The organism is Stenotrophomonas sp. 86428_Sma (assembly GCF_056481585.1).
In genome coordinates this window covers 3,030,837-3,056,334 of sequence record NZ_CM151156.1, presented here as the reverse complement: position 1 = coordinate 3,056,334, position 25,498 = coordinate 3,030,837, and the positions used below count along the sequence as shown (strand labels likewise).

Annotated in this window: 21 protein-coding genes and 7 tRNA genes; 16 read left to right on the top strand and 12 right to left on the bottom strand. The window is 65.8% G+C overall.

The genetic code is table 11. The annotated features are described in order from the left end of the window. The first annotated feature begins 380 nt into the window (after window positions 1-380). The 4 genes from ACZK3J_RS14020 to ACZK3J_RS14005 all read left to right on the top strand — a co-directional run bounded on the left by ACZK3J_RS14020 (window position 381) and on the right by ACZK3J_RS14005 (window position 5,881). On the top strand, window positions 381-596 hold the full coding sequence (locus ACZK3J_RS14020; RefSeq protein WP_005410085.1) for a hypothetical protein: 216 nt from the start codon (window positions 381-383) through the stop codon (window positions 594-596). 207 nt (window positions 597-803) lie between these two features. Next, window positions 804-3,191: a Tex family protein gene (locus ACZK3J_RS14015; RefSeq protein ID WP_478475977.1), complete on the top strand. Its 2,388-nt coding sequence runs from the start codon at window positions 804-806 to the stop codon at window positions 3,189-3,191. Window positions 3,192-3,398: 207 nt separating this feature from the next. Further along, window positions 3,399-5,588, top strand: coding sequence for a PAS domain S-box protein (locus tag ACZK3J_RS14010; RefSeq protein ID WP_049461919.1), 2,190 nt, complete (start codon window positions 3,399-3,401; stop codon window positions 5,586-5,588). 62 nt (window positions 5,589-5,650) lie between these two features. Continuing rightward, window positions 5,651-5,881 carry a hypothetical protein gene (locus ACZK3J_RS14005; protein ID WP_049400551.1) on the top strand — a complete coding sequence of 77 codons (231 nt, stop codon included), beginning with the start codon at window positions 5,651-5,653 and terminating at the stop codon, window positions 5,879-5,881. 39 nt (window positions 5,882-5,920) lie between these two features. Here ACZK3J_RS14005 and ACZK3J_RS14000 read toward each other — a convergent pair whose 3' ends face one another. Next, the gene (locus ACZK3J_RS14000; protein WP_478475976.1) at window positions 5,921-7,009 is read right to left on the bottom strand and encodes a DUF5694 domain-containing protein; all 1,089 of its coding nucleotides are present in this window, start codon (window positions 7,007-7,009) and stop codon (window positions 5,921-5,923) included. Window positions 7,010-7,104: 95 nt separating this feature from the next. On the opposite strand from ACZK3J_RS14000, the gene ACZK3J_RS13995 reads away from it, so the two are divergent. Both ACZK3J_RS13995 and ACZK3J_RS13990 read left to right on the top strand, forming a co-directional pair. Next, on the top strand, window positions 7,105-7,707 hold the full coding sequence (locus ACZK3J_RS13995) for a GNAT family N-acetyltransferase (protein ID WP_239509231.1): 603 nt from the start codon (window positions 7,105-7,107) through the stop codon (window positions 7,705-7,707). A 255-nt stretch (window positions 7,708-7,962) separates the two neighbouring features. Continuing rightward, a complete protein-coding gene (locus ACZK3J_RS13990; protein ID WP_049461921.1) occupies window positions 7,963-9,789 on the top strand; it encodes a methyl-accepting chemotaxis protein in 1,827 nt (608 codons plus the stop codon). Here ACZK3J_RS13990 and ACZK3J_RS13985 read toward each other — a convergent pair. The 3 genes from ACZK3J_RS13985 to ACZK3J_RS13975 all read right to left on the bottom strand — a co-directional run bounded on the left by ACZK3J_RS13985 (window position 9,786) and on the right by ACZK3J_RS13975 (window position 12,036). Next, entirely contained in the window at window positions 9,786-11,222 is a 1,437-nt protein-coding gene (locus tag ACZK3J_RS13985) for a GGDEF domain-containing protein (RefSeq protein WP_478475975.1), read from the bottom strand. The genes ACZK3J_RS13990 and ACZK3J_RS13985 overlap by 4 nt on opposite strands. 115 nt (window positions 11,223-11,337) lie before the next feature. Beyond that, on the bottom strand, window positions 11,338-11,880 hold the full coding sequence (locus ACZK3J_RS13980; protein WP_049422421.1) for a GNAT family N-acetyltransferase: 543 nt from the start codon (window positions 11,878-11,880) through the stop codon (window positions 11,338-11,340). Window positions 11,881-11,950: 70 nt separating this feature from the next. After that, a tRNA-Leu gene (locus tag ACZK3J_RS13975) sits at window positions 11,951-12,036 on the bottom strand. 132 nt (window positions 12,037-12,168) lie between these two features. Here ACZK3J_RS13975 and ACZK3J_RS13970 point away from each other — a divergent pair. After that, window positions 12,169-12,549 carry a response regulator gene (locus ACZK3J_RS13970; protein ID WP_032129385.1) on the top strand — a complete coding sequence of 127 codons (381 nt, stop codon included), beginning with the start codon at window positions 12,169-12,171 and terminating at the stop codon, window positions 12,547-12,549. Between the two features lie 69 nt (window positions 12,550-12,618). Then, a complete protein-coding gene (locus ACZK3J_RS13965; protein WP_010484956.1) occupies window positions 12,619-12,816 on the top strand; it encodes a hypothetical protein in 198 nt (65 codons plus the stop codon). A gap of 45 nt (window positions 12,817-12,861) precedes the next feature. On the opposite strand, the gene ACZK3J_RS13960 is transcribed toward ACZK3J_RS13965, so the two are convergent. Continuing rightward, window positions 12,862-13,818 carry an SOS response-associated peptidase family protein gene (locus ACZK3J_RS13960; protein WP_049461923.1) on the bottom strand — a complete coding sequence of 319 codons (957 nt, stop codon included), beginning with the start codon at window positions 13,816-13,818 and terminating at the stop codon, window positions 12,862-12,864. A 77-nt stretch (window positions 13,819-13,895) separates the two neighbouring features. Here ACZK3J_RS13960 and ACZK3J_RS13955 point away from each other — a divergent pair, with 77 nt between their 5' ends. Then, entirely contained in the window at window positions 13,896-14,312 is a 417-nt protein-coding gene (locus ACZK3J_RS13955; protein WP_010484960.1) for a GNAT family N-acetyltransferase, read from the top strand. 165 nt (window positions 14,313-14,477) lie between these two features. Here the strand turns inward: ACZK3J_RS13955 and ACZK3J_RS13950 are convergent. From ACZK3J_RS13950 to ACZK3J_RS13920, 7 genes are all read right to left on the bottom strand, one after another. Continuing rightward, a tRNA-Glu gene (locus tag ACZK3J_RS13950) sits at window positions 14,478-14,553 on the bottom strand. 47 nt (window positions 14,554-14,600) lie between these two features. Further along, window positions 14,601-14,676, bottom strand: a tRNA-Ala gene (locus ACZK3J_RS13945). Between the two features lie 46 nt (window positions 14,677-14,722). Continuing rightward, window positions 14,723-14,798: transfer RNA gene (locus ACZK3J_RS13940), tRNA-Glu, on the bottom strand. Between the two features lie 49 nt (window positions 14,799-14,847). Then, window positions 14,848-14,923, bottom strand: a tRNA-Ala gene (locus tag ACZK3J_RS13935). 184 nt (window positions 14,924-15,107) lie between these two features. Further along, window positions 15,108-15,183: transfer RNA gene (locus tag ACZK3J_RS13930), tRNA-Glu, on the bottom strand. A gap of 54 nt (window positions 15,184-15,237) precedes the next feature. Continuing rightward, window positions 15,238-15,313 (bottom strand) — tRNA-Ala (locus ACZK3J_RS13925). 89 nt (window positions 15,314-15,402) lie between these two features. Further along, window positions 15,403-15,816: a heavy metal-responsive transcriptional regulator gene (locus ACZK3J_RS13920; RefSeq protein ID WP_049461605.1), complete on the bottom strand. Its 414-nt coding sequence runs from the start codon at window positions 15,814-15,816 to the stop codon at window positions 15,403-15,405. Window positions 15,817-16,002: 186 nt separating this feature from the next. Here ACZK3J_RS13920 and ACZK3J_RS13915 point away from each other — a divergent pair, with 186 nt between their 5' ends. The 7 genes from ACZK3J_RS13915 (at window position 16,003) to ACZK3J_RS13885 (ending at window position 25,447) form a co-directional block, all read left to right on the top strand. Continuing rightward, window positions 16,003-17,070, top strand: coding sequence for a GlxA family transcriptional regulator (locus ACZK3J_RS13915; RefSeq protein ID WP_032129381.1), 1,068 nt, complete (start codon window positions 16,003-16,005; stop codon window positions 17,068-17,070). A gap of 80 nt (window positions 17,071-17,150) precedes the next feature. Next, complete coding sequence (locus ACZK3J_RS13910; RefSeq protein ID WP_049461604.1) at window positions 17,151-17,954, top strand: TlpA disulfide reductase family protein; 804 nt, start codon at window positions 17,151-17,153, stop codon at window positions 17,952-17,954. A gap of 30 nt (window positions 17,955-17,984) precedes the next feature. Next, window positions 17,985-18,827, top strand: a complete 843-nt coding sequence (gene dsbG / locus ACZK3J_RS13905) for a thiol:disulfide interchange protein DsbG (protein WP_049422839.1) — start codon at window positions 17,985-17,987, stop codon at window positions 18,825-18,827. A 517-nt stretch (window positions 18,828-19,344) separates the two neighbouring features. Further along, window positions 19,345-20,778, top strand: coding sequence for a DcaP family trimeric outer membrane transporter (locus ACZK3J_RS13900; protein WP_277778534.1), 1,434 nt, complete (start codon window positions 19,345-19,347; stop codon window positions 20,776-20,778). Between the two features lie 76 nt (window positions 20,779-20,854). Then, on the top strand, window positions 20,855-22,207 hold the full coding sequence (gene adiC / locus ACZK3J_RS13895) for an arginine/agmatine antiporter (protein ID WP_006461445.1): 1,353 nt from the start codon (window positions 20,855-20,857) through the stop codon (window positions 22,205-22,207). 20 nt (window positions 22,208-22,227) lie between these two features. Further along, a complete protein-coding gene (locus ACZK3J_RS13890; protein ID WP_478475974.1) occupies window positions 22,228-24,516 on the top strand; it encodes an Orn/Lys/Arg family decarboxylase in 2,289 nt (762 codons plus the stop codon). 28 nt (window positions 24,517-24,544) lie between these two features. Next, window positions 24,545-25,447 (top strand): cation diffusion facilitator family transporter, encoded by a 903-nt coding sequence (locus ACZK3J_RS13885; RefSeq protein ID WP_049398424.1) that lies wholly within the window; start codon window positions 24,545-24,547, stop codon window positions 25,445-25,447. The last annotated feature ends 51 nt before the right edge of the window (window positions 25,448-25,498 follow it).

Sequence of the window (25,498 nt, the reverse complement as noted above, 5' to 3'; positions counted from 1 at the left end):
AGAAATCTGTCAGCGGCCGGGTGGGTGGGGCTGGCGGGGTATCCGCGGCATGGATGCCGCGGCTAAGCCCCCATGGACGGGTTCACGGCGTCCCCGCCATCCCCACCCACCCGGCCAGCCCACAGGAAACCGGCTTTCCGCGATCATCCCAAACCACCCACGAGGGGCTGCGCCGTTGGCTGGAAACCCCCGATTCGTTAGTCGGAAGTTAAAGATCCGTAAGCATTCTGCTGCGATCCCGCAGTCATCTGCATGCAACCGATCGTCATTAGCCTTCGTGACGTTCCAGTCAGGTTCGACGCGGTAAGCTCTCCCTCGATGAGCTCGCAGCATCGCTCATCGAGTGCAGTACGCAGTAGCAATTTGGAGGAATACATCACATGGCAATCGTTCTTTATGTCGGTGGTAGCAAGGATGGCGAGAAGGGCGTGGTGCCCTACGGCTTCAGCAAATCCCGCGCCGACACCGCGCTGGGGCCGGAGTTCTACACGGAGCGGTTCATGGAACTGCAGGGTGTCGGCAAGGTCCGCCTGATGGCCCTGGAAGGCATGCGTGACGAGATCGTCATGCAGCGCGCCGCCCGCCACTACCGCTGACCTCCGCAACACGCGGCAGGGCGCGCCCACCATCGCGCGCCCGCGCCGGCATCCCAGCCCAGGGCCAGTCCGAGCCCTCTTTTCGCCAGGATGCCGGCGTCCACTCCGGCATCGCTGCTGAACCTCGCCCCCTGTCAATGCCTTGTCCGGCTCCGTCGTGGATTGCCAGAATGGGGTCTTCCCGTAACGCGGCACAGACCTGAAGCAATGCACGACGCCAAGAACGCCCAGAGCGCGCTCGCCCAGCAGATCGCCCAGACCATCGCCGACGAGATCGGTGCCCAGTCCGCCCAGGTACGTGCCGCCGTCGGCCTGCTCGACGAGGGCGCCAGCGTTCCGTTCATCGCGCGCTACCGCAAGGAAGTGACCGGGGGCCTGGACGACACCCAGCTGCGCAACCTGGAAGTGCGCCTGACTTACCTGCGCGAACTGGAAGACCGGCGCGCGGCGGTGCTGGCCAGCATCGGCGAGCAGGGCAAGCTCAGCGACGACCTGCGCAACGACATCCTGGCCGCCGACACCAAGAGCCGGCTGGAAGACCTGTACCTGCCGTACAAGCCCAAGCGCCGGACCCGCGCCCAGATCGCCCGCGAGGCCGGCCTGGAGCCGCTGGCCGATGGCCTGCTGGCTGACCCGACGCAGGACCCTCAGGTCTTCGCGGCTTCCTTCGTCGACACCGACAAGGGCGTGGCCGACACCAAGGCTGCGCTGGAAGGTGCACGCGCGATCCTGATGGAGCGCTGGGGCGAAGATGCCGCGCTGGTCGGTGAGCTGCGCACCTGGCTGGGCGAGACCGGCGTGATCCGTGCCCGCGTGGCCGAGGGCAAGGAAACCGAAGGCGCCAAGTACCGTGACTATTTCGAACACGCCGAGGCACTGGCGAAGATTCCCTCGCACCGCTTGCTGGCGCTGTTCCGTGCGCGCCGCGAGGAGATCCTGTTCCTGGAGCTGGACCCGGGCAACGAGGCCGAGGCCGGCCACCAGTACGCCGAAGGACGCGTGGCGCGCAAGGCCGGCATCGCCGATCAGGGCCGCGCCGCCGACCGCTGGCTGCTGGATGCCTGCCGCCTGACCTGGCGTGCCAAGCTGCACACCCATCTGCTGCTGGACCTGTTCAACCAGGCTCGCGAAAAGGCCGAGGCCGAAGCCATCGCAGTGTTCGGCGACAACCTGAAGGACCTGCTGCTGGCCGCGCCGGCGGGCCCGAAGACTGTACTCGGGCTGGACCCGGGCATCCGCACCGGCTGCAAGATTGCCGTGGTCGATGCCACCGGCAAGCTGGTCGCCACCGACACCATCTACCCGCACGAGCCGCGCCGCCAGTGGGAGCAGTCGCTGCAGACGATCAAGCAGCTGTGCGCCAAGCACAACGTGGAACTGATCGCGATCGGCAACGGCACCGCCAGCCGTGAAACCGACAAGCTGGCCGGCGAAGCGATCAAGGCGACCGCCAACCCGAAGCTGCAGAAGGTGGTGGTCAGCGAGGCGGGCGCGTCGGTGTACTCGGCGTCCGAGTTCGCGGCCAAGGAATTCCCGGGGCTGGACGTGTCGCTGCGTGGCGCGGTGTCCATCGCGCGCCGCCTGCAGGATCCGCTGGCCGAACTGGTCAAGATCGAACCCAAGGCGATCGGTGTCGGCCAGTACCAGCACGACGTGGACCAGTACCGCCTGGCGCGGGCACTGGATGCGCGGGTCGAGGACTGCGTGAATGCCGTGGGCGTGTACGTGAACACCGCTTCGGCCGCGCTGCTGTCGCGCGTGTCCGGCCTGTCGTCCACGGTGGCCGAGAACATCGTGCGCCATCGTGACGACAATGGCCCGTTCAAGCGTCGCAAGGACCTGCTGAAGGTCGCGCGCCTGGGCGAGAAGACCTTCGAGCAGTGCGCCGGCTTCCTGCGTATCGCCGATGGTGACCAGCCGCTGGACGCCTCGGCGGTGCACCCCGAAGCCTATCCGGTGGTTGAGCGCATCGTGGCCAGCACCGCGCGCCCGATCAAGGCGCTGATCGGTGACGGCAGCTTCCTGCGTGGCCTGAAGGCCGAGCAGTTCACAGATGCCACCTTCGGCGTGCCGACCGTGCGCGACATCCTGAAGGAACTGGAGAAGCCGGGCCGCGATCCGCGTCCGGAGTTCAAGGCGGCGCGCTTCGCCGAGGGCGTCGAGGACATCAAGGACCTGCGCGAGGGCATGGTGCTGGAAGGCGTGGTCAGCAACGTGGCGGCCTTTGGCGCCTTTGTCGATATCGGCGTGCACCAGGACGGCCTGATCCACATCTCGGCGCTCTCCGATACCTTCGTGAAGGACCCGCGCGACGTGGTCAAGGCCGGCGATATCGTCAAGGTCAAGGTGCTGGAGGTGGACGTGGCGCGCAAGCGCATCGCCCTGACCCGGCGCCTGGACGACACCCCCGGGCAGGCCACCAGCCGCCCGGGCCAGCGTGATGACCGCGGCCAGGGGCAGGGGCCGCGCCGCGACGCAGGCGGCCAGAACCGCGGGCCAACCCGGGGCCAGGGCAATGGCGGCCGTCCCGCTCAGTCCGCGCCCCCGGCCAACAACGCCCTGGCCGAGGCCTTCGCCCGCGCCAAGCGCAGTTGAGGACCGTGTCCCCCGTCACGCTTGATTCGTGGCGGGGGACTTGTCGATTTTCCCCGTGATTGCGCACACTTGCGCCTGAGGGGGGCGTTTGGCCTCCCCGCTGTCGCTGGGGAGGGCCATGACGCCAGCAGGACCCGTTGTCTTCGTTGAGGGCTGCAGCGTTGTGCTGCGGCTGCTGCCCGCCTGTGCGGGCCGGGGACCGGATTGATGGCGGGCCAGGGAAACAACGGCAACGGGCTGCTCGAGCGGCGCCTGCAGGAACTGGCAGAGGAGCGCCGGCGCCTGGCCATGATCATCGACGGCACCGCTGCCGGTACCTGGGAATGGAACGTGCAGACCGGCGAAATGCGGGTCAATGCGCGCTGGGCGGAGATTGTCGGCTATCGCCTGGAAGAGCTGGAGCCGGTGTGCCAGAAGACGTTCCTGAAGCTGGTCCACCCCGACGACATCGTCCTGTCCGACGCGGCACTCGAGGATCACTTCGAAGGCCGCAGCGACAACTATGTCTGCCTGCTGCGCATGCGCCACAAGAATGGCCAGTGGATATGGATCCACGACCGTGGCCGCGTGTTCGAATGGGACGGGCAGGGACGACCGCTGTGGATGGCCGGTGCGCACGCCGACGTGACCGAGCTGCAGCAGGCGCGGCAGGATGCGGCCGAGAGCCGGCAGCGATTGCAGGCCGTGGTCGACGCGTCCGATGAGGTGGCGGTGATCGCGACCGATACCGAAGGCACCATCACCCTGTTCAATACCGGCGCGGAACGCCTGCTGGGTTACAGCGCGGAAGAAGTGGTCGGCCAGCGGCGACTGGGTGATTTCCACGATCCGGACGAGCTGGCGGCCTGGCTGCGTCCGCTGGCGGCTGCGGACGGAAGCCTGCCGGGCGCGTTTGAAGCACTCAGCGCCCGCGCCGATGAGCAGACCTATTCACGGCAGTGGACACTGCGGCGCAAGGATGGCCAGCCACGCCAGGTGCGCTTGTCGATCAGCCGCATGGATGGTGCCGGCGGCGCGCGGATCGGCTATGTCGGCATGTCCATCGACATCACCGAGATCCTGCAGGCGCGCGCCGAAGCACGCCTGTCGGCAGAGAAATTCGCCGGTGCGTTCACGTCGGCGGCGCTGGGCATGGCGCTGGTGTCGCTGGAAGGACGCTGGCTGGACGTCAATGACGCACTGTGCCGGATCCTGGGCTACCCCCGCGAAGAACTGCTGCAGGTTGATTTCCAGCGCCTGACCCACCCCGATGACCTGCAGACCGACCTGGCCCTGGTGCAGGATCTGCTGGCCGGGCGGCGCAGCCACTACCACCTGGAAAAGCGCTATCTCGATCGCGACGGCAAGGTGATCTGGGCGCGGCTGTCGGTGTCGCTGGTGCGCACCGAGCACGGTGAACCGCTGCATTTCGTGTCGCAGATCCAGGACATCAGCGCCCAGCGCAGCAGCGAGCAGCGCCTGTTCGAGAGCGAGCAGCGCAGCCGTATCACGCTTGATGCGGTTGCCGACCTGGTGCTCAGTGTCAGCCTGGATGGCCGTATCGACTACGCCAATGCCGCCGCAGTACGCACCCTGGCGGGTGATGGCGCGCTGTCGCTGGCCGGGCACAAGGTGCAGGACGTGCTGGCACTGACCACCGAATATGCGCCCGGCTCGGTACTGGATGTGTCGGTCCTGCTGGATCCGGAAAGCAATGCGGTGGACCTGCACGCCGATCTTCTGCTGCGCCTGGGCACGGCCACGATCCCGGTCGACCTGACCCGTGCCTGGCTGCGCGATGATGAAGGTCATGTACGCGGTGCAGTGTGGGTACTGCGTGATGACACCCAGCAGCGCGCGCGCCAGCGCGAAGCGCGCCATCTGGCCGAGATCGATCCGCTCACCGAGCTGAGCAACCGTCGCGGTTTCGAGGTGCATCTGCAGCAGGCGATCACCCGCGTCGAGCGAACTGGCCAGGCCGCGTCGTTGATGTACATCGACCTGGACCGCTTCAAGCCGGTCAACGACACCTGGGGCCATCTGGCTGGCGATGCCGTGCTGTGGGCGGTGGCCAGCGTGCTGCGCCACGGTGTGCGCGATTCGGACGTAGTGGCGCGTCTGGGCGGCGACGAATTCGCAGTGATCCTGTCCGGCTGCACGCCGCGTCGTGCCGCGCGCATCGGCGGTGAACTGCTGCACACCCTGGCATCGCTGTCGATTCCGTGGGACCGGGACCGCCTGCATGTGGGTGCCAGCATCGGTATCGCGCCATTGGCGGGTGGGATGAGCGTGGACCAGGCCGTGGCAGCGGCTGATGCCCAGTGTTACCGGGCCAAGGCAATGGGTCGCAACAACGTACAGGTGCAGGGCGAGGCCAGTGAGCTGCCCGGCGATGATTCCGAAGCCGCCGAAGGCTGATCTCAGCCTGTGAGAGGGCGTGCGCGAATACTGCGCGCACATCCACTCATGCAGGTGATCCCATGAAGGTCTGGAACCCGGTTGCGATGCGGGCCTACGCCCCGGCGATGGTTGGCTGGTGCCTCGCGCTGGCCGCCTGCCTGCGTGCGGAACAGCTGCGAGGCGACCTTCACGCACAGGCCCTGCTGCCGGTACTGCAGGGCGGCGCGGTCGCCCTGCTGGTGTTCACGCTGTCCTGTATCGGTGCCGCCAGCATCGTGCTTTGGCGGACGGGCAGGAACGCGGTGGAGTGATGCAGTGGATGGTCACCGCATCCTCCACGTCATGTTGCGTCAGCGCAGTACTTCATCCGAACTGACCAGCTGCACGTCGTGCATCAGGTTGAGGTAAGCCTCGTAGTAGCCCTTGTGCGAGGCACCGACGATGGTCAGCATGCGGGTGCCTGGATGCTGGCCCAGGATGTCGCGCATGTTGGCGACCATGCGCAGGTTGCGGGTTTCCCAGTAGCCCACGTAGTTGCGGCCGAAGCCTTCCGGCGAGGGCTCGACGAGGGTCGCGCCGAAATCGCTGTTGAAGGCCACCATCGCGGCTGCGGGGGCGTTGTAGGCGCGATACATTGCGAGCAATCCATCCGGTTGAGCAAGATTGGCCTCCAGTCGTTCATCGGCCGCCCTGCGCGCTTTGACGAAGGAATTGTCCCAGGCACCGCGTATGGCGGCAGCGTAGGCCTTCTGCTGCGATTCCGGTGTTGGCGAATCTGCAGTGTGGTCGTCGACCGACCACAGGCGCTCCAGCCCCAGGCGTGCCGCAAGTACGCCGGCCACCAGTCCGGCCTCGTTGCGGCGGGCCATGCGCGTGTCGAGGAACTGCACCAGCTCCGGTGTCAGGCTGTCCGAAGCACGTCGCTCTTCCCTGGACAGCCGCAGCCATTGGACGACTGCCGAGCTGCTTTCGCCCGCGGCCAGGAACACGGCGGCCAATCGGCGCCGCTGGGCAGCGGTCGGCGCCTTCGGCCAATCCGCAAGCAGGCGTTCCATCTCCACGTTGGCGCTGGGCGCGTCCAGGCCGGTGGCGGCCTGCGCCGGTGCCGGATCGACGCAGTAGTCCGCTACGCTCTCCGCGTATCGGGCCGGATTGCGGCGCATGAAGTCACACTGCAGGCCGGACAGGTTCTCCACCGCGATCGCGGTGGGCCGCCAGGCTTCCAGGCGCTGCAGCAGAGGTTCCAGCATCGCCGGCGTGAAGGTCTCCGGCAGGCTGGACAGGTGCGGGCTGCCCAGCACCAGCACTTCGTTCGGGCGTCCTGCGGGTGGTCCCTTCAGCTGGTCGGGGTGGAAGGCGGGTCGATAGGCGGCGTCGTTGGCCAGCGCGCTGCTGCTGCACAGGGCCAGGAAGAGAAGGCTGGCAAAGCGAGGGAACATGCGATCTCCATGTCGATAAGCATCCTGCGGGACCTTCATGCTGGTCATTTTCTCCTGCTGGGGAATCCCGCATTGGTCATGTAAACCTTTCTGCCTTGAGCTGCATCCTTCTGCTGAGCGATGCTGCACGCAATGCCCAGGCGATGCAGAAGATGACATTGGACGACTGGACCATCGACAGTCCGCGGCTGCACCTCCGGCCTTTCACGCCCGGTGACGCCGACGAGGCATTTGTGGCAATCACACCCGGGCTGACCCGCTACATGGCGTTTGAGCCGCCACCCTCGAAGGAGGCGTTTGCTGCCGTCTGGCGGACGTGGCTGCTTACCATCGCCGACGGGACCGACATCACGTTGGTGATCCGCAGGCGCGGGGATGGGGTATTCCTTGGCCTGGCAGGCCTGCATCGAGCCCGTGAAGCAGAACCCGAACTGGGCATCTGGATCGCAGAAGTGATGCATGGGCACGGCTATGGCCGCGAGGCAGTGGCGGCGGTGTGGTCGGCGGCCTCCGGGCGCCTGCGCTGTGCTGCGTTCCGCTACCCGGTGGCGGAACGGAACCGGTCCAGCCGTGCACTGGCTGAGTCCCTTGGTGGGCAGGCTGTGGCACGTGAGCGGGGCGTGAAGTACACGGCAATCGTCTACCGCATTCCGGCTGCAATGCACAGAGTTGCGACGGACGTCGCGGAATCCCGCTAAAGCGGCCGACGGCGTCGCCGATACTCCCTCTGGATCCCGCTCCAGTCACCCGCCGCAGGACCCCAGGCTGCCCCCGACGGGCGGTCCGCGCAGTGTGTTCCGCCGCTTCCAGATGCCGATCGCACCCGCAGCAGACGTTCTTGGCAGTCGCTCGAGAGGTGCCCGTTGGCACCTGTAGTCCCTGGCAACTGATGTTGCCGCCGGGCATCCCGCCCGTCGGGTCACAACCGCTTACCGGACACCGAGGATCAGACAATGCTCATTCCAGGCTTCACGGCAGGCGCGCAGGCGCCGGCCGAGCTGCATACCCGTTGGTCGCCGTGGCGTGCGCTGCTTGGCGTGCTGGCGCCGCAGCAACGCACCAGCACAGAGGCGGCGATGACCGACCGCACCGAGCTGGAAGCGCAGGTGGCCGCGCTGCATCGCGTGCAGGCCGTCATCGAGTTCGCGCTCGACGGCACCATCCTGCGGGCCAATGACAATTTCCTGCAGGCGATGGGTTACCGGCTGGAGGAGATCCAGGGCAAGCATCACTCCCTGTTCGTCGACCCCGAGCAGGCGCGCAGCGCGGAATACCGCGACTTCTGGGTACGCCTGGGGCGTGGCGAATATGACGCCGGACAGTACCGCCGCTTCGGCAAAGGTCAGCGCGAGATCTGGATCCAGGCTTCGTACAACCCGGTGCTGGACCGCCAGGGGCGGCCGTACAAGGTGGTCAAGTTCGCGACCGACATCACCGCGCAGAAGCTGCAGGCGGCCGACTCGGCGGGGCAACTGGCCGCGATCGCCAAATCGCAGGCGGTGATCGAGTTCAGCATGGATGGCCGCATCCTGTCGGCCAATGACAATTTCCTGGCCGCTACCGGCTACAGCCTGGACGAAGTGCGCGGGCAGCACCATTCGTTGTTTGTCGAGCCTGAGCATCGCAGCAGCGTCGAGTATCGCCAGTTCTGGGAGAAGCTCGGGCGCGGCGAATATGACGCCGGCCAGTATCGGCGCCTGGGCAAGGGCGGGCGCGAGGTCTGGATCCAGGCATCCTACAACCCGATCCTGGACCTCAATGGCAAGCCGTTCAAGGTCGTCAAGTACGCCACCGACATCACCGCGCAGGTGCACGAGAACCAGGCCATGCAGCGCGCCGTGGCGCAGACCCGCGAGGTGGTGGCTGCCGCCAAGCAGGGCGATCTGACCCAGCGCGTGGCCACCGCCGACAAGAACGGGTCGATCGCCGAACTGTGCGAAGGCGTGAATTCGCTGGTCGAGGCGATGGCCGCGATCATCGGCCAGATCAAGTTCGCCGCGGACACCATCGCAGTCGGCGCGACCGAAATCGCACAGGGCAACAGCGACCTCTCGCAGCGTACCGAGCAGCAGGCGGCCTCGCTGGAGGAAACCGCTGTGTCGATGAAAGGCCTGGCCGAGACCGTGCAGCGCACGGCCACCAACGCGCGCCAGGCCAGCCAGCTGGCCGGTGGAGCGGCCGACGTCGCCGCTCGAGGCGGCACTGTGGTGCATGAAGTGGTCGAGACGATGGCGGTGATCAATGCCTCGTCGCGGCGCATCGTCGACATCATCGGAGTGATCGACGGCATCGCCTTCCAGACCAACATTCTCGCGCTGAACGCAGCGGTGGAGGCTGCGCGTGCCGGTGAACATGGCCGCGGCTTTGCCGTGGTCGCCACTGAGATCCGCGAGCTGTCGCAGCGTTCGGCCAGCGCAGCCAAGGAGATCAAGCACCTGATCGATGAGTCGGTTGCCAATGTGGGCGCCGGCACGGCGCAGGTTGAGAGCGCGGGCCGTACCATGGATGAAATCGTGACCAACGTGCGCCGGGTCAGTGACCTGATGACTGAAATCAGCACGGCCTCGCAGCAGCAGAGCGACGATATCCAGCAGATGAATCATGCGGTCGACCTGATCGATCAGGGCACCCAGCAGAACGCGGCCCTGGTCGAGGAGGCGTCGGCGGCGGCGCGGAGCATGGAAGAGCAGTCGGCGCAGCTGCTGCAGACCGTGGCCAGTTTCCGCGTGCAGGGCGGGGCCGGGCACCGGCACGGAACAGCGGGGCTGCACGCGGTCTAGGCGCGGCGACCGGACGGGTCTTCCTTGCTATCGGTGTCGCCGCGTACGCAGTTGCGACCGGCATGTTTGGCGCGATACAGGGCCTGGTCGGCGCGTTCGACCAGGTCGCGCGGATCGCGGTCTTCGCCGGGTGCCTGCCAGGCCACGCCGATGCTGATGGTAACGGTGGCCTCGGGGGCGGGCAGGGCTGCGGCTTCAACCGAAGCGCGCAGCCGTTCGCCCAGGCCCAGTGCGTGGGCGGCATCGGGCGAGGGTAGGGCGGCGATGAATTCTTCGCCGCCATAGCGCGCCAGCAGATCGTCACCCCGTTGCAGGCAGCCATCAAGAATGGCGGCGACCGACTGCAGGCGACGATCGCCCTCCGGATGGCCATAGGTGTCATTGAGCCGTTTGAAGTGGTCGATGTCGATCATCAGTACCGCCAGCCCGAGTCCCTGGCGGCGTGCGCGGCCACGGGCATTGCCAAGAGATTCGTCGAAGCTGCGGCGGTTGCCCAGCCCAGTCAGCGGATCGCGCCGCGCCAGCGTTTCCAGCTCATCGCGCTGGCGCTGGATCTCCACCTGGCTCAGCACGCTGCGCAGGGCATAACCGAGCATGGCACCAATGAAGCCCACCGTGGCCAGGGTGGGCTGCAGGCGCGCGACCAGCAGCGCCACCATCATCAGCAGCAAGGGCAGCATCAACGGCACGCCGGCGTCGACGATGTGGCGCAGGCTGCGCGATACCTCCACCGCCGGATAGCGGCGCTTGCTGGCGGCCATGACGGCCAGCACCACGAACAGTCCGCTGATCAGCAGGTCCCCCCAGTTGCCGTCAGGCAGCTGCGGCTGGTAGGTGTTGATGTAGAACGCCAGCAGGAAATAGCCCAGCGCGTAGATCGCAAGTGTCCGGAAAAAATCGCGGCGGTCGGGATTGTCCTCGGCCAGGAAGCGGATCAGCGCGAAGCAGAACACCAGGCTGTTCTGTAGGTTGCTCATGGCGTTCAGGCATTGCGTCCACAATGCGGCGTTGAAATGCGCCATCGCCCGCGTGTGCCCGAAGTACAGCAGCCACAGCAGTGCGATGATCAGCAGGTCCACCGCGCGGATGCAGCGGTTGCCGCCGCCCGGGCTGGCGGCCACGTAGGTCAGGGGGATGCGGTAGAACACGTACAGGATCAGCGAAGACACGGTCATCTGCGCAGGATCGAGGCCGGCCACATTGCGGTACAGCAGGGCGAGCAGGGCCAGCGAGAACAGGCCCACGGCAGCGCCCAGCGTCCGCCATTTGCAGGCCGCCTGGCGGCTGTCACGCGCACGCCGCACGCAGGCCAGTGCAGCCAGCAACGGCGCAGTGATCAGCATCAGGTAGGAGCCGACCGGGTCCTGCGGGCCAACAAAGGCAATGACGAGCGCGTGCGTGACCAGAAAAAACAGTGCCGCACGCAACGTCATGCATTCCCCCGCCCCCAGCTCCGGCTGGGATCACGATAGGCAGAAGCACGTGTGGCTTGCAAGAAAAGTGTGCGCTGCGTCTATTCCAAAGCTTGCCGGAAGTCGCAGTTGTGTTTCAGCATGGTGACGCGGAGCCTTCGACGCGGGCGTACATCCAGAAGTCACGGGGCTGTCCTCGAACCCGCCGGTAAGCGCGCAGCAGGCCTTCGCGCTGCATGCCGATGCGTTCCAGCACGGCGATCGAGCGGGCGTTGCTGTCCAGGACAGTCGCCTGGATTCGGACCAGAGCGAGTGCGGCATGGCCCCATTCGAGCACCGCGCGTGCTGCGTGCGTGGCCAGTCCCTGACCCTGCCAGCGCGGATCGAGATCATAGGCAAGTTCGCCGCGGCCATGCGACAGGTCGATTCCGTTCAGGCCAACGGTGCCGATCAGCTGGCTGTCGGCGCCCACCAGCGCCCAGCGCTGGTCCGTTGCCGTGGGCAGGTAACCGGCGATCTGGCAACGCAGTGCCCTTTCGGAAACGTCGCCCCAGCTGGTGTGCTCGGTCACGCCCGGCAGCGAGAGATAACGGGCCCAGGCGGCAGCATCATCCACGTGCAGTGGACGCAGCCGTGCGGGCAGGGTGGCGGGGAGCGTGGGCAGGGCGGGCGTTGGCATCGTCGCCAGTGTTGGCGCTCCGGTCCTGAAAATGCAAAAGGCCAGGTCGGGGACCTGGCCTTTGATGCAGTGGTGCCGGTGAAAGGACTCGAACCTTCATGGGGTCACCCCCGGCTGATTTTGAGTCAGCTGCGTATACCATTCCGCCACACCGGCAGGCAGCGTGCGAGTGTAACCGAGGTCGGCACGGCTTTCATAGTGGGGAGGCCGATCGGGGCGCGTCCTGTCGGCTTCGGCCCTGTCATGGCTATACTGCGTCGGCTTGAATGCCTCCAGGAGCGGTAGCCGATGACAGTGTTGCAGGACCTGAGGGTGCTGGTGGTCGAGAACGACGAGATGAGTGCCGCACTGCTGCAGATGCAGCTGGTGCATGCCGGTGCGACGGTGGTGGGGCTGGCCGCGAGCGTGGCTGAAGCGCTGCGCCTGCTGCAGGCGTCGACCCCGGACGTGGCCCTGCTCGATTACCGCCTGGCCCGCAATGAGACCAGCGAGCCGGTGGCTGCGGCACTGTCGGCGCGCGGAGTGCCGTTCGTGCTGGCCACCGGGATGCAGGCCGAGCAGCTGCCCGAGCCGATGCTGGCCGGCGTGCTGCTGGTCAAGCCCTATCTCTCGGCAGATCTGAGCCAGGCGCTGGTACGCGCAGTGGGCCGCGCCAGCGCCAGCGCCTGATTGGCGCGTGCTGAAGCGGTGGGCGTATCCTGCCCGGGCCTGAATGCTCAGGCCTACAAGGAGAGTGGCATGAAGAAGTGGATCAAGCGCATGGTAGCTGCGGGTGTCCTTTCGATGGCGGTCTTCGGTGGTACGGCCTCTGCTGCGTGGTGTGGCCAGCCCTGTTTCCAGCTCTACAAGAGCTGCATCGCGCGGGGTGGAGAGGTCGAACAATGCCTGCAGGAACAGGCCTTCTGCGAAGAGGCGATGTGCGGCGGCAATCCCTGATCCATGAACCCCGCCCAGGCGGGGTTTTTCATCTGTGCGCGGTGTTCAGCCCGCTTCTTCGTATACGTAGCGGATCTCCTCGCGGTCGTCGAGGATGCGGTACTGCCGCGCCAGGTCATCCGGATCGGGATTGAGCCAGGCATCGAGGTGTTCCTTGCGGATGGGAACGACGCCGCGGTCATGGCCCGCAGCGGCGACGTCGTGCGGAGGCGTGTCGGTGATCGTGGCAAATGACAGGAGGCGACCTTCCGGTCCTTCCCATTCCGCCCACAGGCAGGCCAGCAGCAGGTCGCGCGGGGGATCGGGCCGGAACTCCAGCACCACGTCCTGATCCTTCTCATCGGCACCCAGCGTACGGCAGGCGATGGCGTGGCGTGGCACGTGCTCATAGAACGCCTGCACCACCACCACGCCGTGGCGCAGCCCGAACGCACCGCGCCAATAGCCTTCCAGGCTGTCGCGCCGCGCGTTGTAGGTGCCCGGATATAGCACGTCGTTGCGCGCAGGCTTGTCCGGCAGCCGGCACTGGTAGCGCATCGGCTTGATCACGCGTTTGCCGCTCTCGCTGACCATCACCGGTGCGTAGGTACCGGGGAAAATACGGTTGTCGCGCGGCAGCAGCTGCACCCGGTGCAGATCTTCCAGCCGAGCCTGCGCACGATCGATGCGGTTGCCGGCCACGCGCAGGTCGTTGCGTGCCTTCTGGGTGGGGCGGGTCGCCAGCGTGGCATTGGCAATATCGCGTCGCTCGCGCTGGCGGGCCAGCTCCGCTTCCAGATCCTGGCGTTCCTGCGCATGCCACTGCTGGATTTTCGCGACGATGTCGCGGCCCTGCTCGGTGCGCGCGCCGGCGAAGCCGTCATCCATCGCCTTGGGAGTTCTGGGGCGCTTCTTGCCAGGATCGTGCGCGTACAGCTCCGCGAATTCTTCCAACGACAGGATGGCGCCGAACTCGCGCACCAGCTTGGCGTAGTCGGCGCGGATGAGGGCGGAATAGCACATGGGAACTCTGCGGGCGTGGGTCGCAGCAGCTGCGACATGGATGAGGCAGGATAGCCCGACCTACAGGGAGATAGCGCATGAATGATTCCGTCGCCTGCCAGTTCCGCGACGCCGTGCCCACGGTCGAAGACTATTGCCAGCTGCGTGTGCTGGCGGGCCTCAGTGCCAAGAGCCAGGAGGCGGCGGCACGCGCGCTGCCCAATACCCTGTATGGAGTGTGTGCCTACCAGGGTAACGAGCTGGTGGCGATGGGGCGCATCGTCGGCGATGGGGGCTGCCACCTGCAGGTCTGCGATATCGCTGTGTTGCCGCGCCTGCAGGGTCAGGGCCTGGGCAAGGAAGTGATGCGTCGCCTGGAGGGCTGGATGCAGGCGAACCTGCCGCCGTCGGCATACGTCAGCCTTCTGGCGGATGGTGAAGCGCACCGGTTGTACGCGCAGTTTGGTTTCGCACCCACCGCACCTGCATCGATCGGGATGTATCGCCGGTTCTGAGGTGTGGCCGAGTTGAAGCCATCCACGCATGGCGTGGATCTACTGGGCCAACCGGCCGCCGGATCCATCCCGGCCCTGCAGTAGATCCGCGCCATGCGTGGATAGGGCCTTCCCAGGAATCACAGGCAAAGAAAAACCCCGGCCGAAGCCGGGGTTTTAAAGAATTGGCGTCCCCACGGGGATTCGAACCCCGGTCGCCACCGTGAAAGGGTGATGTCCTAGGCCTCTAGACGATGGGGACGCACGAAAACTTCAAGTTGTAGATCCTTCGACGGCCTAATGTCGAAGTGGTGGAGCCAAGCGGGATCGAACCGCTGACCTCCTGCATGCCATGCAGGCGCTCTCCCAGCTGAGCTATGGCCCCAATGAAACTCCGGATGATCTGCCGGGAGCAGAGTCCGTTTTGAAACTGGCGTCCCCACGGGGATTCGAACCCCGGTCGCCACCGTGAAAGGGTGATGTCCTAGGCCTCTAGACGATGGGGACGCACGAAAAACTTCAAGTTGTAGAACTTTCGACGGCCTAATGTCGAAAGTGGTGGAGCCAAGCGGGATCGAACCGCTGACCTCCTGCATGCCATGCAGGCGCTCTCCCAGCTGAGCTATGGCCCCGTGTTACCGAGCCGCCTATCATACCTGCGTGTTCACGTTTGTGGAAGCTTTTTTTGAGCTTTTTTCGTTCCGGTTCAACCGCGGCCACGAGGGCAGGGGAACCGCAACGCCACAACCTGAATGCCGGTAGGCGGTGAACAAAAAAGACCCGGTTATCGGCCGGGTCCTCGTTGTTCGTGATGAGTGGCGTCCCCACGGGGATTCGAACCCCGGTCGCCACCGTGAAAGGGTGATGTCCTAGGCCTCTAGACGATGGGGACGCAATTCTCATCAATGTTCTTTAGCGACCTTTCGACGGCCTAATGCCGAAAGATTGGTGGAGCCAAGCGGGATCGAACCGCTGACCTCCTGCATGCCATGCAGGCGCTCTCCCAGCTGAGCTATGGCCCCACGTCGCTGAGGAGCGAAATAATAGCCTTGCCCCAGGGGGTTGGCAAGCATTTGTTGCACTTTTCTTCACGTGCGTTGCGAAGCCGATGTCAGTCGCCTTTCGCCTGTGCAGTGTCGTCGGTCAGTGCCGCCAGGATCGGGCACTGGTCCAGCGCGCCGTGACCTGGGCAGGCGTCGACCAGCAGCGAAAGTGCAGTGTGCATGCGTTGCAGCTCCGCCATCCGCTGTGCGATGTCCTGCAGGCGCGCCTGCGCGGTGTCGCGCACGCTGCCCATGTCCTGCGAATGGCGATCGCTCAATGCGAGCAGCTCGCCGATCTCTTCAAGGCTGAAGCCCAGCGCCTTGGCGCGGCGGATGAATCGCAGCCGGCGCAGGTCCTGCTCGCCGAAGATGCGGTAGCCACCCGCCGAGCGGGCCGCGGTCGGCAGCAGCTGCTGTCGTTCGTAGTAGCGCACCGTATCGATCGGTACGCCCGCCTGGCGGGCCAGTTGTCCAATGTTCATGGCGGATTCCTGCAGGGGCTGCCGACCATTGTGAAGCCTGGAGTCTGGTCGAGAGTCAAGGCTTGGCCCGGGTGCGCGCATTCAGCGCACTTTGCAACTTTCTTCATAGCCCCGCCGATGGACCAGTTCCTACCCTTCGCCTGAACCGGCCGTTCGATGGCCTGCAACGAACCGAGGAGGTGGTCTGTGGAAGGATTCAGGAACGAAGGATTCGTCGAGATCGCGGTGGTTGAATACCCGGGAGGTGATCCGTCTGCCGCCTCCGTACTGGCCGAAATGGCGCACGTTGCCAATCGCCTTGCCCAGCAGCAGCGTCGGCCGTTCAAGCGGGTGCTGGTCACCCGCTGGATCGTGCCGGCCAGCCAGACCGGGGTGCATCGTATTGCGGGTGCGGAAATGCTCGATGCGGCCATCCCGGCTGTGATCGCGGTTCCCGGCCAGATCAGTGCCGGCGCGTGCCTGCGCGCGGACGAGGTCCTGCTGGACTGGCTGCGTGCGCACTATGATGGCGGCAGTCTGCTGGCCGCCGCCAGTGATGGCGTCAGCGTGCTGGCACGTGCCGGGTTGCTGGCCGGGCGTACGGTCAGTGGCCCCGATCTCGGGCGCCATCCAGGCCTGCAGGCGCAGGCCGCGAGCTGGGTGCCGAGCGAGCGGGCGCTGGTGGATGACGGTGACCTGCTGACGGTCGGTGGGGCCCAGGCCTGGCGCTTCCTTGGCCTGCGATTGTTGTACCGGCTGCACGGGCAGGGCGTGGCCAGTGCGGTCGCACAGCAACTGGGCATCACCGTGCCCGCCACGATCCAGCAGGACCTGGAGCGCTTCAGCGCCAACTTCGCACATGGCGATCGTGATGTGCTGAAGGCACAGCGCTGGCTGCACACCACGGCGGCACGCGGCGCCACCCTTGCCGCGATCTGCGAGGTCTCCGGGCTGGAGCCGCGCACACTGCAGCGGCGGTTCCTCAAGGCCACCGGCCTGCGGCCGATCGAATACTGCCAACGGCTGCGCATCGCCAAGGCGCAGACCCTGCTGCAGCAGGGGGCGGGTATCGATGAGGTGGCGTGGGGTGTCGGCTACGCTGATCAGAGTGCTTTCCGCCGGCTGTTCCTGCGCATCGTTGGCATGACGCCGGCCAACTATCGGCGTCACGTCAGCAGCAAGCGTCGCGAGCGGCCCTTGATGCCGTCGGTGGCAGGCAGCCTGCGCGGGCTGCAATCGCCGTCGGTGATGCAACTGGGGCGCAGCGCGGCCTGATGTCGGCGGCATCGTCGCGCTTGCAACCGGAGCGCGACACTTCGACCATGCAGTCAGTGGACGATTGAACAGGTGGTCTGATGTCGAGCGTTGGGCCGGTGCCGATGCCGGTGGTGTTGATTCTCGTGTGCGTAGTGATTGCCATGGCCGTGGCACGTCTATGGCCACGCAGGAAGGACGGCGTGCCGCTGCCTTCTGCACCCAGCATGGTTCTGGACATGCTGCTGGTGGGCCTGCTGTGTGGTCGCATCAGCTTCGTGGCCTTGAACTTCGCGCTGTATCGCGAGGCGCCGTGGAGCATTCTGCAGATTGCCGATGGTGGCTACCACCTGGTGGTTGTCCTGGTTGCGGGATCGGCATGGGGGCTGTGGCGGGTGCGCCCATGGCGGGCGTTGCGCGCCCCGGTGCTGGGCGCAGCGTTGGCGGGTGTGCTGCTATGGGCGGGCGGCAGTCAGCTGCTGTCCGCATGGCAGGAGCGGCAGATGCCCTTGCCGGTACTGCAGGTTGCTGATCTGCAGGGGGGCAGGGTTGATCTGCAGCAGTTCCGGGGAAAACCGCTGGTGCTGAATCTCTGGGCGACCTGGTGCGGGCCCTGCCGGCGCGAGATGCCGGTCCTGGCTGCGGCGCAGCAGGCGCATGCGGACGTGCAGTTCGTGTTCCTCAACCAGGGTGAAACCCTTGAGGAGGTCCAGGGTTTCGTTGCGCGCGAACGGCTCCTGCTGGGCAACGTATTGCTGGACGATGACGCTGCGGCATCCACGGTACTGGGCGTGCAGGCCTATCCCTCGACCCTGTTCTTCGACGCCGAAGGGCGCCTGCGTGAACTGCACCTGGGCGAACTGACGGCAGCCGGTCTTGAACACAAACTGCGCCGGCTGCGGTAGCCTGCGCGGGCATCTCACTACGGAGTTCCCATGTTGTCGACTTCCCTGCGCACCGCCCCTGCGGTGCTGTTGCTGCCGGTCCTGCTGGCATTGGCCGCCTGCAGCCAGGCACAGACGCCACCGGGCAAGACCGCCGCGGCACCGGCAGCGAGCGCCACAGCCACGGCCAACAAGGGCGATCGCCCTGCGGTGCTGAAGGGCATCGAGAAGCATGGTTTCGAGGTCGTCGCAGAATTCGATGCCCCCGGTGGCCTGCGGGGCTTCGCCGGCGTGGTCGGCGGCCAGCAGCCGGCAGCGGCCTATGTCACTGCTGACGGCAAGCACGTACTGGTCGGCAGCCTGTTCGATGCGGAGGGCAACGATGTAGCCGCTGAGGCCGTTGAAAAGCTGGTGGCTTCGCCGATGTCGGCCAAGATGTGGACCAAGCTGGAAGCCAGCGCCTGGGTGCGTGATGGCAAGGCCGATGCGCCGCGCGTGGTCTACACCTTCAGCGATGCCAACTGCCCGTACTGCCACAAGTTCTGGGAAGCGGCACGGCCGTGGGTCGATGCCGGCAAGGTGCAGCTGCGTCACATCATGGTCGGCGTGATCCGCGAGGACAGCCCGGCCAAGGCCGCGGCGATCCTTGCCGCGCGTGACCCGAGCGCAGCGCTGCTGCAGAACGAGCACGATTTTGATCGCGGTGGCATCAAGGCGCTGCCGAACATCAGCCGCGAGATCGCTGGCAAGCTCGACGCCAATCAGGTGCTGATGATCGAGATGGGCTTCCAGGGCACACCGGGCATCCTGTTCCAGGACGCACAGGGCCAGGTGCAGCGTCGTGCGGGTCTGCCGCAGGGTGCCGATCTGCAGACGGTGCTTGGCCCGCGCTGAGTGGCGCCAGCCCCATGAAACATTGCGCAGGCCCGCATGGCAGCATGCGGGCCTGTCGCATTCCATGGCGGGCATTGCGGTTGCGGGCCCGCGCAACAGTGGTTCATCGTCACGTCTGAATCGTGACTGACATCAAGCATCCCGCCTTGATTCCAATCAAGGCCAAAAACGACAGGCGGATTAGCCTGTGACGCATGGAATACAGCGTCAATGCGCGATGGATGCCGCGCTCGCCACGCCCTGATCAGGGTCGGCTGGCACAGCCATTCACGACACTCTCACTCCGTGCTTGTTACCCAGACCGTTGCGGTCGCCACCTCTCTGGCAGCGCGGCCTTGATGGCGTCGACATCGGTGCGGGCAGGACAGTGTGATCGTCCTGTTGCCTGCCATGCGCAGGCTGGCCGGTGTCGTCGACGCAGTATCCGCATTTCCAGCAACGGCAGCACGAGGCCGGAGTGGCGCATGCGTGCGTCCCGTCTGCGTGCTGCGAACAGGGGTCGTCCAGGGAGGATGCAATGCGCGTGGCGGTACTGAGCCTGGCCTGTGTGACAGCACTGGCGATCACGCCGGCGTATGCACAGGTGGATGACAAGGAGGACTCGCAGGCGCTGCGTCGTGAGATTGCGGCCATGCGGCAGGCGCTGGAGGGCATGCAGCAGCGTTTGGACCGCCTTGAGCAGCGCGACGCAACCGTTGCGCCTGCTACAGCACAGGCACCCGCCGCCGTGGTCGCGCCTGCCAGCACTGCCAACCTGCTGCACCCCACCCAGGTACCGGGCGTGGCACAGCCGGTGCTGCCGCAGCGCGAATCGGTGGCCGATCCGTCCACCGCCGCGTCGCGACCGGACAGTGCGGCCGGCCCGACCGATCCGGATCTGAAGGGCTTCTTCGCCATTCCGGGTACTGACACGGTGATCCGTATCGGCGGCTACGCCAAGCTCGATGCCATCGCCGATTCGCGTGCAGCGGGGGATGAGGATCAGTTCATTCCCTCGTCGATGCCGGTCGGTGGCAGTCATCGTGATGTCTCGAACTTCAACATCCATGCCAAGCAGACCCGCTTCAGTTTCGAGGCGCGACGTCCGACCACGCACGGCAACCTGCGCTTCTACCTGGAGAACGACTTCTTCGGCAGTAGTGACGGCTACGAATTCCGGCTGCGCCATGCCTATGGCCAGCTCGGCAATACCTATGCCGGTTACGGCTACTCCAGCTTCATGGATCCGGACAGCCTGCCCGATACATTGGACTTCGCAGGTCCCGGCGGTGCCGGCTACCTGCTGGTGGCAGGCATCCACCACAGCTTTGCGATGGGCAAGGGCAACACCCTGACCGTCGCCGCCGAAGATCCGAAGACCGAACTGGCCGGCGCCAGCGATGAGCGAGCGGCAGTGAACCGCCTGCCCGACGTGACGGTGACCGCGCGCATGGAGCGCGACTGGGGCCACCTGCAGCTGGGTGCGGTGGCACGCAGCCTGGCCTATGACGGCGATGGCGAGCGCGACCGGCGTATGGCCGGTGGCCTGCAACTCAGCGGTTCGGCCTCGGTAGGCGAGCGCGACCTGCTGCTGTTCGGTGCCCTCGGCGGGCGCGGCCTCAGCCGTTACACCGCCGACCTGACCGGCTCCGGGCTGGACGCGGTGGTCGGTGCCGATGGCCGCCTTGATGCGCTGGACCTGCACGGTGGGTTCGTTGGCTACACCCACTACTGGTCCGAGCTGTGGCGTTCGAACCTGATCTTCGGCCAGCTGACCCTGGAGCGGAATGCTGCATTGGCAGCCGACGCATTCCGTCAGAGCCGCTACGGCGTGTTCAACCTGATCTGGAGCCCGGCACCGTCGTGGACGATGGGCATGGAGCTGCTGTACGGCCGCCTGGAACAGCAGAGCGGCGCGCGCGGCGACACGGTCCGGGTGCAGGGCAGTCTGCAATACAACTTCATCAAGTAGGCGCCAGCGGTCGTACGCCAGCGTAACCGTCCCCACGCCCGGTTGTACCGGGCTCATGCCAGTACAGGAGATTGTCATGGCAGAAGCAAAGAAAATCGGGGTGGTCGGAGCCACCTTCCTCGTCGCCGGCAACATGATGGGCTCAGGCGTGTTCCTGTTGCCGTCCAGTCTGGCCAAGATCGGCACCGCCTCGATCTGGGGCTGGCTGATCACCACCGCCGGTGCGCTGCTGCTGGCCTTCGTGTTCGCCAAGCTGGGCAAGCTGGCACCCAAGGCGGGCGGCCCCTATGCCTATGCGCGTGACTGGTTCGGGCCGTACATGGGCTTCCAGACCAATACCATCTACTGGTTCGCCAACTGGATCGGCAACGTCGCCATCCCGATCGCGGCGGTGGGCTACTTCAGCTACTTCTTCCCGATCCTGTCCGAGCCGCTGGTGCGCTGCATCGCGGTGTTGGTGCTGGTGTGGGCGCTGAGCTTCGCCAACATGATCGGCCCGGCCTTCGTCAGCCGCGTGCAGACGGTCACCACCAGCTTCGCGCTGGTGCCGATTCTGGGCATCGCCATTTTCGGCTGGTTCTTCTTCGATGCCGACATCTTCAAGGGCGCCTACAACGTGTCCGGTGAATCCAACTTCGGCGCGATCTCCAGTGCCGCGGCACTGACCCTGTGGGCCTTCATCGGCGTCGAATCCGCTTCGGTGACTGCCGGCGTGGTGGAGAATCCGGAAAAGAATGTGGCCCGCGCCACCCTGGCGGGCGTGTTCCTGGCTGCCATCGCCTACATCGCCAGTTCGTCGGTGATCATGGGCATGGTGCCCAATGGCGAGCTGCAGACCTCCGATGCTCCGTTCGCACTGGCTGCCGCCAAGGCCGTCGGTGGCTGGGGCGGCGCGCTGGTGAGCCTGTGTGCCTTCATCGGCGCTGCCGGTTCGCTGGGCGGCTGGATCCTGCTGACCGCACAGAGTGCCAAGGCGGCCTCCGATGATGGCCTGTTCCCGAGCATCTTCAGCAAGACCAACAAGGACGACGTGCCGGTCAAGGGCGTGCTGATCGTGGCGGTGCTGATGACCCTGGCGGTGCTGGTCACCTCCACCTCGGAAACCGCGTCGGCCCAGTTCGACGTGATCACATCGGCGGCGGTGGTGCTGACCCTGCTGCCCTACATCTACTCGTGCGTGGCCTGCTACTTCGTGGTCGAGCGTTCGCACACCCTGGTTCACACCGGTGCGTTCTGGACACTGACCAGCCTGACCGTCGTGTACTGCCTGTGGGCGATCTACGGCTCGTCGGGAACCATCGTGCAGTACGCCTTCCTGTTCGTGCTGTTCATCACCGTGTTCTATCCCTTCTTCAGCGAGGAGCGCCGCCAGCAGCGGCAGCGCGCCCGCGAGGCATCGGCCATCAGCGCCGGCGCCCAGCGTTCCTGAGTTAGTCAAGGAGAATCAACGTGTACTTCAAGTCCCTGGATTACCCGGTCATTGTCATCGACAACGACTACGAGTCGCCGCGCATCGGTGGCATCCTGATCCGCGCCCTGGTGGAAGAGCTGCGCAGCAACGACCAGCGCGTGCTGTGCGGCCTGAACCTGGATGATGCCCGCGCCGGTGCCCGCACCTACGTGGCGGCCTCGGCGGTGCTGATCTCGATCGACGGCAGTGAAGAGGTGGATGGCGAGTTCCAGCGCCTGACCGCCTTCCTGCGCGAGCAGAGCGCACGCCGCGCCAATCTGCCGGTGTTCCTGTACGGCGAGCGCCGCACCATCGAGAAGGTGCCGAGCAAGCTGCTCAAGTACATCCACGGTTTCATCTTCCTGTTCGAAGATACCAAGAGCTTCATCTCGCGGCAGGTGATGCGCGCGGCCGAAGACTACATGAAGAACCTGCTGCCGCCGTTCTTCAAGGCATTGATCCACCATGCGGCCGAGTCGAACTACTCCTGGCACACGCCAGGCCATGCCGGCGGCGTGGCGTTCACCAAGTCGCCGGTCGGTCGTGCATTCCATCAGTTCTACGGCGAGAACACCCTGCGCAGCGATCTGTCGATCTCGGTGCCGGAACTGGGTTCGCTGCTCGATCACACCGGCCCGATCAAGGACGCCGAGAACGAGGCCGCACGCAACTTCGGTGCCGACCATACCTTCTTCGTCACCAATGGCACCTCCACCGCCAACAAGATCGTCTGGCATGGCACGGTGGCGCGCGGTGACGTGGTGTTCGTCGATCGCAACTGCCACAAGTCGCTGCTGCACGCGCTGATCATGACCGGTGCGGTGCCGGTGTACTTCACGCCCAGCCGCAACGCGCACGGCATCATCGGCCCGATCAGCCTGGACCAGTTCACGCCGGAGTCGCTGCAGCAGCGCATCGCTGCCAACCCGCTGGCCAGCCAGGCCTACAAGGCCGGCTCCAAGCCGCGCATCGCGGTGGTCACCAACTCGACCTACGACGGCCTGTGCTACAACGCCGAGAAGATCGCCGACGAGATCGGCAGCGCGGTCGACTTCCTGCATTTCGACGAAGCGTGGTACGCCTATGCTGCGTTCCATCCGTTCTACGAGAACCACTACGGCATGGCCAAGGGCAAGCCGCGCGAGCAGGATGCGATCATCTTCACCACGCATTCCACCCACAAGCTGCTGGCCGCGTTCTCGCAGGCGTCGATGATCCACGTGCGCAACTCGGCGCAGCGCAACCTGGATGCCGAGCGTTTCAACGAGTCGTTCATGATGCACACCTCGACCAGCCCGCACTACGGGGTGATCGCGGCCTGTGACGTGGCCTCGAAGATGATGGAAGGCGACGCGGGCCGCTCGCTTGTACAGGAAATGCATGACGAGGCCATCGCCTTCCGCCGCGCGATGCTGCACGTGCGCGACGACCTCGGTCGCGACGACTGGTGGTTCAGCGTGTGGCAGCCGACCCAGGTCGAGCGCAGCCTGGACAAGGGCGATACGCCGGCACCGATGGTGGCCAAGCGCGAGGAGTGGTACCTGCAGCCGGATGCGCACTGGCACGGCTTCGAGAAGCTGGTCGACGACTATGTGCTGATCGACCCGATCAAGGTGACCCTGCTGACCCCGGGCCTGGCGATGGACGGCAGCATGGGCAAGCTGGGCATTCCGGCGGCGGTGCTGAGCAAGTTCCTGTGGGGCCGCGGCATCACCGTGGAGAAGACCAACCTGTACTCGGTGCTGTTCCTGTTCTCGATGGGCATCACCAAGGGCAAGTGGAGCACCCTGGTCACCGAGCTGATGGCGTTCAAGGAACTCTACGACCGCAACGCACCGCTGAGCCAGGCACTGCCGACGCTGGCTGCCGACTATCCGAATGCCTACGCCGGCTGGGGCCTGCGTGACCTGTGCGACGCGCTGCACGCGTTCAACCAGGAATTCGCCGTGGCCAAGGTGATGCGCGAGATGTACGTGGATCTGCCGACGCCGGTGATGACCCCGGCCGATGCCTACAACCACCTTGTGAAGGGCGAGATCGAACGGGTCGACATCGAGCAGATCAGTGGCCGCATTGCGGCGACCATGCTGGTGCCGTACCCGCCGGGCATCCCGACCATCATGCCGGGTGAGCGTTTTGGTGACAGCGACGAGCCGATCATCCAGTCGCTGCGCATCGCCCGCGAGCAGAATGCGCGTTTCCCGGGCTTCGAGTCGGACGTGCACGGGCTCATCATCGAGCAGGAGGGTGATGCGGTTTCGTACAAGGTGGAGGTGCTGAAGGCCTGACCGGCAACGGTCGGCCCCTCGGCGAACGATGGATACTGCGCGCGAGCAACGCATCCTGAAGTTCTCGATCGGGGTCACCCTGGCGGTCAGCGCGGTCGGCTTCATCGGTGGCCTGCTGGTGGGATCGCAGGCCATCCTGTTCGACGGCGTGTACAGCCTGGTCGACGTCGCCCTGACCCTGGTGTCGTTGTCGGTGCTGCGGCTGGTGGCGCGGGAACAGAGCCCGCGCTTCCAGTACGGCTACTGGCATCTGGAGCCGATGGTCGAGGCGCTGGGCGGGGTGATCCTGTCGCTGGCCTGCGTGTACGCGTTGGCCAACGCCGTGATCGGTTTGACCACGGGCGGGCACGAAGTGAAATTCGGGCCCGCGCTGTGGTGGGCGGCATTGCTGAGTGCCAGCAACCTGGCGATGGCGGCGTTCGTCGCGCAGCGGGCGCGGCATCTGCGCTCCGCGCTGTTGTGGCTGGATGTGCGCGGCTGGCTGCTGGGCGGGTTGATGAGCCTGGCGGTGGTGCTGGCCTTCGTGTTGGCGCTGGTCCTGCACGGTGGTGAGTGGCACCACTGGGTGCCGTACCTGGATTCGATCGTGCTGGCGTTGATCAGCCTGGCGGTGTTGCCGGTGCCGGCGCGGGGTGCCTGGAAGGCCATGCGCGAAGTGCTGCAGGTGGCACCGGATGATCTGGACCGGCGCGTGCAGCGGGTGATGCAGGCGTTCGTCGCCGAGCGTGGCTATGCCGGTTTCACCAGCCATGTGGCGAAGATGGGGCGGATGCGCTTCATCGAGATCCACGTGCTGGCCGACCCGGCCACGCCGCTGGGTTCAGTGGGCGAGGTCGATGCGATGCGTGACGAGATTGCAGTGCGGCTGGATGCACGGGGCAGCACGTTCTGGTTGACCATTGATTTCACCGCAGACCCAGCGTGGACGTGACCACGCTTCTGTAGAGTCGAGCTTGCTCGACTGCTTCTGGTCGGTGGAAGT